Annotated in this window: 9 protein-coding genes; 4 read left to right on the top strand and 5 right to left on the bottom strand. The window is 28.6% G+C overall.

The genetic code is table 11. The annotated features are described in order from the left end of the window. Nucleotides 1-240: 240 nt before the first annotated feature. Entirely contained in the window at nucleotides 241-2172 is a 1932-nt protein-coding gene (thrS, locus tag CLOBL_RS07400; RefSeq protein ID WP_077858433.1) for a threonine--tRNA ligase, read from the top strand. Between the two features lie 384 nt (nucleotides 2173-2556). On the opposite strand, the gene CLOBL_RS07405 is transcribed toward thrS, so the two are convergent. Both CLOBL_RS07405 and CLOBL_RS07410 read right to left on the bottom strand, forming a co-directional pair. Then, nucleotides 2557-5181 (bottom strand): hypothetical protein, encoded by a 2625-nt coding sequence (locus tag CLOBL_RS07405; protein ID WP_077858434.1) that lies wholly within the window; start codon nucleotides 5179-5181, stop codon nucleotides 2557-2559. Nucleotides 5182-5224: 43 nt separating this feature from the next. Continuing rightward, nucleotides 5225-5809 (bottom strand): 5-formyltetrahydrofolate cyclo-ligase, encoded by a 585-nt coding sequence (locus CLOBL_RS07410; protein ID WP_077858435.1) that lies wholly within the window; start codon nucleotides 5807-5809, stop codon nucleotides 5225-5227. A 196-nt stretch (nucleotides 5810-6005) separates the two neighbouring features. On the opposite strand from CLOBL_RS07410, the gene CLOBL_RS07415 reads away from it, so the two are divergent. Then, a complete protein-coding gene (locus CLOBL_RS07415) occupies nucleotides 6006-6623 on the top strand; it encodes a HutD family protein (RefSeq protein WP_077858436.1) in 618 nt (205 codons plus the stop codon). A 124-nt stretch (nucleotides 6624-6747) separates the two neighbouring features. Here CLOBL_RS07415 and CLOBL_RS07420 read toward each other — a convergent pair whose 3' ends face one another. Beyond that, the gene (locus CLOBL_RS07420; protein ID WP_035302032.1) at nucleotides 6748-7170 is read right to left on the bottom strand and encodes a hypothetical protein; all 423 of its coding nucleotides are present in this window, start codon (nucleotides 7168-7170) and stop codon (nucleotides 6748-6750) included. Between the two features lie 195 nt (nucleotides 7171-7365). Here CLOBL_RS07420 and CLOBL_RS07425 point away from each other — a divergent pair, with 195 nt between their 5' ends. Next, entirely contained in the window at nucleotides 7366-8037 is a 672-nt protein-coding gene (locus CLOBL_RS07425) for an AraC family transcriptional regulator (RefSeq protein WP_077858437.1), read from the top strand. 192 nt (nucleotides 8038-8229) lie between these two features. Here CLOBL_RS07425 and CLOBL_RS07430 read toward each other — a convergent pair whose 3' ends face one another. Beyond that, on the bottom strand, nucleotides 8230-10491 hold the full coding sequence (locus CLOBL_RS07430; RefSeq protein ID WP_077858438.1) for a glycogen/starch/alpha-glucan phosphorylase: 2262 nt from the start codon (nucleotides 10489-10491) through the stop codon (nucleotides 8230-8232). Nucleotides 10492-10706: 215 nt separating this feature from the next. Between CLOBL_RS07430 and CLOBL_RS07435 the strand changes: the two genes are divergently transcribed. Beyond that, the gene (locus CLOBL_RS07435) at nucleotides 10707-11036 is read left to right on the top strand and encodes a cupin domain-containing protein (RefSeq protein ID WP_009167981.1); all 330 of its coding nucleotides are present in this window, start codon (nucleotides 10707-10709) and stop codon (nucleotides 11034-11036) included. A 173-nt stretch (nucleotides 11037-11209) separates the two neighbouring features. Here the strand turns inward: CLOBL_RS07435 and CLOBL_RS07440 are convergent. Next, nucleotides 11210-11840, bottom strand: a 631-nt coding sequence (locus tag CLOBL_RS07440) for an SDR family oxidoreductase (protein WP_077858439.1), incomplete at its 5' end; no start/stop codon positions are given.

An 11840-nucleotide genomic window follows, 5' to 3' on the forward strand; every position in this document is an offset into this window, starting at 1 on the left:
TAGATTATTTTAAAGTTGTAATTTTGTGTTTATAAATATCCACAAAATACTTTGACTAATCTATATTAGGTAATTAGAGTGGAACCACGGAATATTACTCCGTCTCTATATTTTTAGAGACGGAGTTTTTTTATTTAAATTAATTTAGAAATCACATAGTGATTTCATCCATAACTGTTAGCTGCCCGCAGGATATACTAACGGGCATAAATTGTTAACTAATTAAAGGGAGGATTTGAAATGATAAAAGTAACTTTAAAAGATGGTTCAGTTAAAGAACTTGAAGCTGGATTATCAGTTTATGAAATTGCTAAGTCTATTAGTGAAGGCTTAGCTAGAAATGCTTGTTGTGGTGTAATTAACGGGAAAGTGGTAGATCTTAGAACAGAAGTTAATGAAGATGTATCTTTAAATATATGCACCTTTGATTCTCAAGAAGGTAAAGATACAGTAAGACATAGTATCTCACACGTTCTAGCTTATGCCGTAAAAAGATTATTTCCTGAAACAAAATTAGCTATAGGACCTTCTATTGCTAATGGTTTCTACTATGACTTCGATAGAGAAACAGCTTTTACTGCTGCTGATTTAGAAAAGCTTGAAGCAGAAATGCAAAAAATAATTAAGGAAAATCCAACTATAGAAAGATCTGAACTTCCAAGAAATGAAGCTTTAGAATTAATGAAAGATGAACCTTATAAAGTAGAATTAATAAACGATCTTCCAGAAAATGAAGTAATCTCTTTCTATACAATGGGTGACTTCACTGATTTATGTGCTGGTCCTCACCTTTTATCCTTAAAATCAGTAAAAGCTATAAAACTTACTAGAAGTGCTGGTGCTTACTGGAAAGGCAATGAAAAAAATAAAATGCTTACTAGAATTTATGGTACTGCCTTCTTAAAGAAATCTGATTTAGATGAATTCTTAGAAGCCTTAGAAGAAGCGAAAAAGAGAGATCATAATAAACTTGGTAGAGAATTAAAATTATTTACAACTGACGAAAATGTAGGTCAAGGACTTCCATTATTAATGCCTAAGGGTGCTAAAATAGTTCAAACTCTTCAAAGATGGGTAGAAGATGAAGAAGAAAAAAGAGGCTATCTTTTAACTAAGACTCCCCTTATGGCTAAGAGTGATTTATATAAAATTTCTGGTCACTGGGATCACTATAAAGATGGTATGTTTGTATTAGGTGATGAGGAAAAAGATGATGAAGTATTTGCTTTAAGACCAATGACTTGCCCATTCCAATATACAATTTATAATGCTGAACAACACAGCTATAGAGATCTTCCAATCAGATACGGTGAAACTTCTACTTTATTTAGAAATGAAGCTTCAGGCGAAATGCACGGTCTTATAAGAGTTAGACAATTCACTTTAGCTGATGGTCACTTAATTGTTACTCCTGAACAATTGGAAGAAGAATTTAAAGGTGTACTTGAATTAATTCAATATTTAATGGGAACTCTAGGAATTGCTGAAAAAATAACTTATAGATTCTCTAAATGGGATCCAAACAATACTGAAAAATATATCAATGATCCTGAGGCTTGGAATAAAACTCAAGATACAATGAGAAATATCTTAGATCACTTAAAGATTAATTATATTGAAGCTGATGATGAAGCTGCCTTCTATGGTCCAAAACTTGATTTACAATTTAGAAATGTTCATGGTAAGGAAGACACATTATTCACAATTCAAATTGATTTTGCTTTAGCTGAAAGATTCGATATGAGTTACGTAGACAAGAATGGAGAAAAGAAACGTCCATATATAATTCATAGATCATCAATTGGATGTTATGAAAGAACTTTAGCTATGCTTATAGAAGAATATGCTGGTGCTTTCCCAACATGGTTATCTCCAGTTCAAGCAAAGATACTTCCAATCTCTGATAAGTACAATGATTATGCTGAAGCTGTTACAAAAGCCTTAAAAAATAGAGGTATTAGAGTTGAAGCTGACTATAGAGCTGAAAAAATTGGTTACAAGATTAGAGAAGCAAGACTTGAAAGAACTCCTTACATCTTAGTTGTTGGAGAAAAAGAAGCTGCAAACAATGAAGTTTCTGTAAGAAGCAGAAAAAATGATGATGAAGGTGCTATTAAGCTAGATGCATTTATTGAAAGAATTGTTACTGAAATAGCTAATAAAGAAAGATAGTCAAATAAGTTAACATTCGCAATTTACAGTAATAGAATCTATATAGCTACTTAAGTTATATAGACTTCTGGTTGCAGATTATTAATTAGTATTATCCAATAAAAAATCTTAGGGTTGTTGCACAAAGAATGAAAGTTACAATATGTTGTATTTTTTAATTCAAATACAATATATTGTGACTCATTTTCTTAATGTGGCAACCCCTTTTTATTAGAACTGCTTCAAGAGTTTATATATATAAGTTCCAATTAACAATGTACATTTAACAATTCAAAATGAATGATGAAATCTTTTCAAAATTTCTAAAACTAATATTTTAGTAAAATGTATTATTTCAATTAGAACTTATATAGTTAAAAACATTTTTATACACTAGAATATGACTTAATAGTATCCTTCTTCTATGTCTACATACACTTCTTTTATAGTAGTAAGCATTCTTTTTAACTCATTAATCTTAGCTTGAATGTCAGATATTTTAGATTCTTTATCTTGAAGTTCTCCTTTATTTTTCCCTATTAATTGATTTATCTGTTTAATTTTTTCTTCTAATTCTACGAATACTAAGTATTCTTTCTTAAAATATGGCTTTTGCTTCGCTTCTTCTATTAAGCATTTTTCGGTCTCATCCATGTTTGATTCATTGATAAATTTACTAGCCTGTTCCTTCCACATACTTGGTGAAACTATGCTTTTTAAAGTTCCAAGCTTATCTTTAGATTTGCTAATATTATTTTCAGCCTTTTCTTTTCTTATGCGCAATTCCTCGTAATTCATATATGATGGTAATAGAATTCTTTTTTCCGAATTCATTATAATCCTCTTAAATTGATCCCTATAACTATCATAATTCTGAGCTAAAGTATTATGATTTCTCATTAATTCCTTTTGAATTACTTCCAATCTCTTCTTTTCTTCCATCAGCAATTCTAGAGCTCTTTCCTCTTCTTCCTTCTTAATGGAAATAGAACTATATCTTTGCTGCTTTTGCTTCCATATATAGACCATTTTATTATAACTATTTAAATCTGCTTCTTCATTATCTGAGAAAAAAACTGTCGCCATTATTTCTACAGTTAAAAGTGGCAGCAATTCTTCCTGATCCCTTTGAACCGAAAAAGTATTTTCATCCGATAAAAATAAAAGAACCATAAAGTATTCATTTGAAAATCCTGCAAATGAATTTTTACTATCATATTCAGTAAATTTTTTATTCACAATGTTATAAACTTCAAATATAATTAAAGAAATATCCCTATATGAATTAATATCTCCTAAATCAAGCATTATTGATAAAAATGTATACGGCTGTGCTTCTATATTGCTCTTAAGTTCTGCTTCTGACATGATATCTAGATTAAATTTTTCATAATGGACTTTTCCTATATTGTCTGTTCTCCGCCTTAATTCTAAGATCTCATTACAAATTTTAGATACCATTTCTTCATTTATTTGCTTACTATTCCCTTTACTTTTTGCAAGTAATATAACTTTTTGCAAATAATATTCAATAATTGAATCTAACTTCTTTATCTTTCCGTCAAAATTTTTTTTACTCATTAAAATCTCATAAGATTTGTCTACTAATGAATCCAAGTTTTTTATAAATTGCAGCTTGCTGAAGATACTTCCAAATGGCGCTTTTGATAGCTTTATTAATTTATAATATACAATTAGTTTAATTTCCTCATCATCCACATTTCTAAGCTCTTCTAAATTTTGAGTTATATTTTCTAAAATCTTATCTTCATTTGATTTTGCAAATAGTTCTCTAGGCTTATTTAATAAATTAACAGTTACATTAAGAATAGTATAAAGGATTCTAAGTTCCCTTCCCTTTAATCTTAAAAAGCTCTTATAAAGTAATTCGTATTTAATTTCTCTATTAATTTTTTCATTCACTATTTCCTTAAATATTATAACTTTTCTCTTAGCTTCAGCTATATTTTGAGTACACTTAATTACATTTTCATTAAATATTCCATCTTCAAAATTCATTTTAACTTTTATGTTATTTTTTTTAGCGCCTAAAATCTCTTTCAATTCCTTATCATATGAAAACTCCACTGTTTCTAATATATCCTGATATTCATTTGTTAATTTAGATAAGTTATCATATGAGTCTCTTAATATCTTCACTTCCTTATCCAGAGAGAGCTCCATTTTTTTTATTGAATGATCTTCATAATCTAATTTTTTTATTGAGTTTTTTAACTCCTGCCTTTGAATTTCAAGCTTAACGAGCTGACTTTCTTTTTCAAAAAGTAATTCCTGGCTTTCATCACATTTTTCCCTTAAATAATCGCATATTTTAATATAAGTTTTATAATCTTTTTCAACTTCTAATACATATCTTTTTTGCAGCTTAATTTTTTTACATAATAATATTTGCGTTTCTTCTAAGCGAGACTTTTCTTTCTTTATTATAATTATAATATTATTTATCTCTCTTATATTTGTGAACTTACCATCTGATTCAATAATTTTCTGCCTTAGATTATTAATTTGATTGTTTTTTAATAAAACATCCTCTTTTATTCTAGTAGCTTCTTTTTCCATATATTCTATAGTGCTTGGTGCTTTAAAACTCACATCTCCAAGTGTCGCTATTACTTCTGGAGTTGTTTTTCTTAGATACCAGCACAGAACCTGATGCATTGTTTCTAAAACTTCTATTGGATGCTTTAAAATTATTCCATTTTTATTACTGCTCAAAGAATGTTCATATCCATTAATCAGCACAGTTTCAATACCATTATGAATTTCTTCTGGTAATGAAATATTTGGACTTAACCTGATATTATTAAGTAAAATTCTCACAGCTACATCCGCTTCTATGCCATTCTTCTCTGCTATATACTTTAAAAAAACTTCCATTATCTTTCTTACTATAATTTTTGTAACTATCGGAAAATACTCACATAAACATTCAGCTTTTACTAACTCATCATAATATTCACTTATATCAGTTTTTTTCAAGTAAAAAAAGTTACTTTCATTGTATTCCATAGTCTATTCCTCCGAGAAACCTACCGCAAACTGTGCTACGTTTTTAATCTATGAATTCTTTTTCCGTTATAATATAATCTACAGGTACATCCTGTTTATTCATTGGTACCTTATCAATAACTTGAAAATCATAAGCTAATGCCACTTTTGTAATTCGTCCTACATTTTCTTCATGAATTTTTTTAAAGTACCTATCATAAAATCCAGCACCATATCCAATTCTTCCACCACTTCTATCAAAAGCGATTCCGGGAACCACAATTAACTCAAGCTCATTTGGATTAATCTCTACATCTCCCTTTGATGGCTCCAAAATTCCATAGGAACTTTTTATTAAATTATCCATTGATGTAATTTCTACTGCATCCATAATTCTAGTATCAAGTTCAGTTCTTGGAACATAAATCTTTTTATTTTCATTTAAGGCTTTTTTGATTATTCCTCTAGTATTTATTTCTGTACCGTAAGATATATAAATAAATATATGTTTTGCATCTTTATAATACTTACTTTCACAAAATCTCCTTATTATCTCCTTGTCCATTTTTTCTTTATTATCTATATCTATATTTTCGCGCTTTTTTAATATTTCTTTTCTCAATGTCTTTTTAGCATTAAAGTAATCCATAATATTATCCCCCATAATTATATTTTAAATAATTTCTTTTAATTTTCATTTTCCTATGAATTGTTTTCCAATTTTATTGTATAATTTAGTTACATAATTAATTATATTTTATATTGTACTTAACTTCATCAATTATACATATATTTTTTAATATAATGAATGTAAAATATTTATCAAATAGAAGGAGAGTAATTTTATGAACTGCAATGTTGAATTAATAAAACAAGAAAGTTATAAGCCAACATTTTGGTCAGGAGGTATGGCTACAGAATTAACAACATATCCAGCAAATTCTGATTATGCAAGCAGGAATTTTTTATGGAGACTTGGTGTTGCTAAAATTGATATCCCTGAATCTACTTTTAGCAGTCTTCCAGATGTTTCGCGTAAATTCATGGTTACTGAAGGCCAGATAACCCTTGAACATGAAAATAAATATTCAAAATTACTCAAACCTTTTGATCAAGATAGTTTCATGGGAGATTGGAATACAAAAACTTATGGCAAAGCCTCTGTTTTTAATTTAATGACAAAAGAAAATTATAATGGAGAACTAGTTCACTTAAGTATTTTGCCCAAAAAACAACTTAAGTTTAAACATAAGACAACCCTTAATAAAGATCTAGTAGCTCTGTGCTTTTATGTGATAAATGGCAATTTTAAATGTACTATAGACAATAAGCCTTATAATGTTAGAACTAATGACTTATTAGTAATCAATAACATTAATGCCCGGTCAATATATGAATTTATTTTCTCCAATAATTGCTTTGATGCCACTAACATTATTGCAAGTATAATATATCGTTACTAATTTAATATATATTTTATAAAAAGGAGTACTCCTATCATTCTTATGAGTACTCCTTTTTCATTTATTATCGTTAGGCACAATCAAAAAAATAACAAGCCCATCTGCCAGCCTATTTTCATGTGCCTTAAAGTTTAAAATTTTTAATTACTATTTTATTCCTCTTAAAAGCAACTTCCTTTTTTATTGTATAGTCATCTTTATCTACGGTAATTCTATAAATATCCGGGCATTCTTCTTCTCTCCACTTTTTCATGTATTTTGCTGTAGCCTCTACATCCGTATAATAATTTTGATCATAGTAATCCGAAAATTCTAAATATGATAATATGCTTTTCTTGTCTAATATCATATTTCCCTCTCCTATATTATTACATATAGGAACAAAAAATCTTAATGGAACCTCATATTGATATCTGGACTTTCCCTTGATAATTTTTGACTCCATAAGTACTCTCTTAAATAGAATATTATCTTTATCAATATCATCAAGCTTCAATTTAAATATTATCTTTCCATTTTTGTTCTTCTCTAATTTCGCTTTTATCATTCGCTCACCATCTGTCACATTTTTTATTTACTCTTTCTCTATTTTAGCATGACAAATACTAACTGTCTAAAATTAAAAGAATCCTATTAATCTTCCGTAAATATATTTGATATTTTTAATATATTTCTACTATAATATGTATATATCTAGCATCAAACTCAAAATATGTAACCGGAATGTTTGGAGGAGATTACTTTGGATAATTCATTTATATCTGATATGAATATTTTTAATAACGATGTATCTTTCTTAATTAAACTTAGAGCCAAACCACAAATCTTGGAAATAGTTTCAAAAAAGCATATAGAAGAAATTACTGAAGGAATATCTATTGAAGATAAAAGAAATGATTTAATTATCTGGAATGCAATGTATACTCGCGAAATAGTTGAGTATGGGATTTTAACAAAATATCTTCATCCAATATATAATAAATTTTATACCTTAATCCCAACCATTAATACCCTAAAAGAACTTCAAGAACTTGAAGTAAAAATGATAGATACTTATATTAACTTGCTCATAAATGATGTTGAAGTGAAAGATAATTTTGTTATAAACAGAATACTAAAACATCTCCACCTTAACATAGAAAGTCAGATCTCCTTAAAAAAAATATCTAAAGATCTAAATTTATCTGAAGGCTATATATCTGAATGCTTTAAAAAACACATGGGTATAACAATTATGAAATATGCTAAAAAAATAAGGATTGATAGAGCTAAAGTACTGCTTGTAACTACCACCAGCAGTATTCTGGAAATAAGTTTAATTCTAGGCTTCCACGATCAAAGCCATTTTAACAAGGTTTTTAAATCTTTTACCGGAGTATCACCCTCAGAATATAGAAATAGTAATTTTGGATAAATTAAATACTTATAAATAACTAACTTTAAATTTAGATTTATATGCTGTTCTATCACAATTACATATATATTTTCCGCAGAACTTACACAATTTTTACTATAAGCTACTAATAAAGAGATTGGTCCAATTTCTGCATCCCCTAAAAATAAATTCAAACGAAGCAAAAAATGGAACAATCTATGAAAACTCAACTTATGATAATTTCCAAATATCTTTATTATACTCAGCAATTGCTCTATCTGAAGAAAAAAATCCTGCTTTACTAATGTTGATTAATACTTTCTTGTTCCAAATTTCTCTATCCTCATAATCATTAAATGCAAGTTCTTTTACTTTTATATAATCCTCAATATCTAATAAGGTCATAAACCAGTCCTTATTAATTAATTCCTTATGAAGTCTTGTGAGATTCTCATTATCTCCAACTGCTTTCATTTCATCTCCAATTATGAAATCTACTAATTGCTTAATTGATGTTTTTTCGTAATACCTCTTAGGAGTATAATCTTTTTTCCTATAGTGTTCAATTACATCTTCTGAAGATTCACCAAAAATATAAATATTATCATCACCAACCAATTGATGTATTTCAACATTTGCTCCATCTTCTGTTCCTAAAGTTAATGCTCCATTTAACATAAACTTCATATTACCAGTACCAGATGCCTCCTTCGATGCAAGAGAAATTTGTTCTGATAAGTCACAAGCAGGAATTAACTTAGAAGCTTTAGTTACATTATAATTCTCAACCATAACGATTTTTAAATACTTATTAATTTCTGGATTATTATTTACTATTTCTTGCAAACATAGAATAGCATGGATTATATCTTGAGCTATTACATAAGCTGGAGCTGCCTTTGCTCCAAATATCATAGTTATTGGAGTTATTGGAAGCCTGCCATTTTTTATCTCTAAATATTTATAGATAGCATATAGTACGTTCATCTGTTGTCTCTTATATTCATGGAGCCTTTTAATTTGAATATCAAAAATCGAATTTTCATCTAATTCAATGTTTTGAGTTTCCTTTAAATATTTTTTTAATGAGATTTTATTTTCCTTCTTTATCTCTCCTATTCTTTTTAACACAGCCTTATTATCTATAAATTTAATTAACCCGTCAAGCTTTGAAGCATCCTTTTTATATTCATCTCCAATAAGCTCAGAAATATAATCAGCTAATTTATTATTGCAATGAATTAACCACCTTCTAAAGGTTATACCATTAGTTTTGTTATTAAATTTCTGTGGATATATATTATAAAAGTGTTTTAATTCTTCATTTTTTAGGATTTCAGTATGTAATGCTGCAACGCCATTTACACTAAATCCATAATGTATATCCATATGAGCCATGTTAACTCTGCCTTCTTTATCTATAATTGATACTTTTTCATCCTTGAATTTCATCTTAACTTGATTATCCAGCTCTCTAATAATAGGTAGCAATTGTGGCGCAACTTTTTGCAAGTATGATACTGGCCACTTTTCCAAAGCTTCAGCCAATATTGTATGATTAGTATACGCGCATATTTTTGAAACAATCTCGATTGCCTCTGATATAACTATTCCTCTTTCTCCCAATAACCTTATTAGTTCTGGAATAATCATTGATGGGTGCGTATCATTTATTTGAATAACAACATGTTCATTTAATTTATGAAGATTATACCCATTTTCTTCTGCTTCAAACAAAATCAATTGAGCTGCGTTACTTACCATGAAATATTGCTGATATACTCTAAGTAACTCTCCGGCTTCATCACTATCATCTGGATATAAGAATAAGGTTAAATTCTTTTTAATATCCTCTTTATTAAAATCAATCCCATCTTTAACTAAAGTCTCATCTATTGTATCTATATCAAATAAATGAAGTTTGTTTGAAGCTTTATCATATCCAGTAACATCTATATTATATAGAGTTGAAATTACTGTAAATCCACCAAATTTAACATTAAATTTTATGTCAGACTTAGTTAACCAGCTTTCTTTTGTAATCCATGGATTTTTAATTGTTCTTTGTTTATGATCTTCAAAAAGTTGTTTAAATAATCCAAAATGATAATTTAGTCCAACTCCATCTCCATTCAAACCTAAAGTTGCAATTGAATCTAAAAAGCAGGCCGCCAATCTTCCAAGTCCACCATTTCCTAATGATGGCTCTAATTCAACCTCTTCAATTTCAGATAAATCCTTTCCTCCTTTGGCCAAAACGCCTTTAACTTCCTCATATAGGCCTAAATTTATTAAATTATTAGATAATAATTTACCAATCAAAAATTCAGCAGAAATATAATACAATTTTCTCTTTCCTTTGTTTATACCCTTTTTATTAATAGCTCCTTTAGTTAATTCTAATAATGCTAAATAAATTTCTTCATTACTTGCTTTACTAACTTCTGTGCCAAATCTCTCTTTTAAAATTTCACTCAAATCATTTTCTATCATATAATCTTCCACCCCATTAAATTATATTATTTCTTTTTTCATGAGCTGCAGCTTCAATTTAGCACTATTATATCAGTTCCATTACTCTTTAATTGTATATTCATCATATATTTTGTATATTTATAATACGAATTTCTTATCTAAAATACTTTCCACAAAAAACAATGATAATATAGTATAATTTATATAAATTGTTTTATTAAGGAGATGCTTTTATGATTATAAAAAATGAAGATGCAGTTATGCAATTCCCGGATGATAATACAAAGAGAAAAATTTTAGCCAACGGAGAAAATTTACTAGGTGCAAGAGTCATGTTTGATAAAACAACTACCTCTGTTGTTCCACATACACATCCTCACGATCAATTTACTTACGTGCTCAAGGGTAAGTTGAAATTTATAATAGATGGTGAAGAAACTATAGTAACTGCTGGAGATTCTATACTTTTCCCTTCGAATGTTCCTCATGGATGTATTGTCTTAGAAGAGGGTTCTGAAGTATTAGACGTATTTACGCCAACAAGAGAAGACTTTTTAGAGTAGTCAAAAACAAAACCCGTAAGTAATAATCAAATTATCTACGGGTTATTATAATCACTCATTCCACTTTTATTTCGGCTTACTCCAAGATCTTACAAAACATTTATTTATATAATAAATTTTCATTAAAACTAACTGCTTAAATTTAATTCGTTCCAAGGCTTGTCAGTTTTTAATTATAGAACTGATCCAAATACTCCAATACATTGGCCATTGACCCAACCCATTTCATCTGTACATAAGCTTGCAACGACAGGTCCAATATCAGAAGCTTCACCCATTCTTCCAAGTGCAGTATAAGAAGCAATCATATCTTTAAGTCCTGGATTTTTGATATAAGTATCTTTGCTAAATTCAGTATCTACAGCTCCTGGAGCTATAGTGTTTGCTCTTATTTTTCTTGGTCCTAATTCCTTAGCTAGATATCTAGTAAAAACTTCTACGGCACCTTTCGCAGAAGCATAAAGTCCAGAACCTGGAGATGTAGAGCGAGTTAACATTGTAGAAGTATTTATAATTCTACCTTCATCAGCAATAAGGGGAATTAGTTTTTGTGTCAAAAAGAAAACTCCTTTAAAGTGTACATTAAATATTTTATCAAATTCTTCCTCTGTAACATTTGAAATAGGCGTATGATTTGAGATTCCAGCATTATTAATTAAAAAATTAAAATACTCTTGATTCCATTTATCTTTTAAAACATGTGACAATTTAGATACAAAGGAATCAAAGGAAGATACATCACCTACATTAAGCTGAATAGCAGCAGCTTTACCACCATTTGCTTCAATTTCTTTTACAACTTCA

Origin of the sequence: Clostridium sp. BL-8, from assembly GCF_002006495.1 — a bacterium.
Lineage (GTDB): Bacteria > Bacillota > Clostridia > Clostridiales > Clostridiaceae > Clostridium.